This window comes from Acidovorax cavernicola (assembly GCF_003581445.1).
Window position 1 is genome coordinate 1 of sequence record NZ_QXMN01000349.1, and the last position, 570, is coordinate 570.

The 570-nt window shown below is 70.7% G+C and carries 1 protein-coding gene; it reads right to left on the reverse strand.

Features of this window, described 5'->3' with window-relative positions:
• Nucleotides 1-150: 150 nt before the first annotated feature.
• Nucleotides 151-570: ethanolamine ammonia-lyase light chain EutC (locus tag D3H34_RS33580; RefSeq protein WP_205736889.1), on the reverse strand; the 420-nt coding region annotated here is incomplete at its 5' end.

A 570-nucleotide genomic window follows, 5' to 3' on the forward strand; every position in this document is an offset into this window, starting at 1 on the left:
CGCGCAGATAGCGTGCGCTGCGTTCAGGGGCGGAAGCAGGCAGGCCGGAAGGCGCCTGGGCGGATTGCGCCGGGAGAGGGATTGTCATGGGAAAATTATGGCGCATCTGGCGCGCCTCCCGGCCCAAACGAACGGCTGCGCCGCCGCGGGCTATTCGCGCCGCGTCAGCGTGAAATCCGGCGCATCGTCATGCCCGAGCCGCAATACCGGCGCGCTCTCGTCCTTGAGTACCACGCCCGTGCGTTCGCGCGACCGCGCCGCGCGCAGCAGCCAGGCCGTGCGGCGCGCGGCCTCGGGGTAATCCAGGCCTTCGGGCCGCACATTCGAGATGCAGTTGCGCTCGGCGTCGTTACGGCCGCGCCGCGGCGCCCAGGTCAGGTAGATGCCCATGCTGTCGGGCGAACTCAGGCCCGGGCGTTCGCCGATCAGCACCATCACCATGCGCGCGCCCAGCCGTTCGCCGATGTCGTCGCCTATCGCCACGCGCCCCTGCTCGACCAGCACCGCGGGCGCCATGTGCCATGCGGACGCATCGGCCTGCAGCTCGGCCAGCAAGGCCGCAAGAAACGG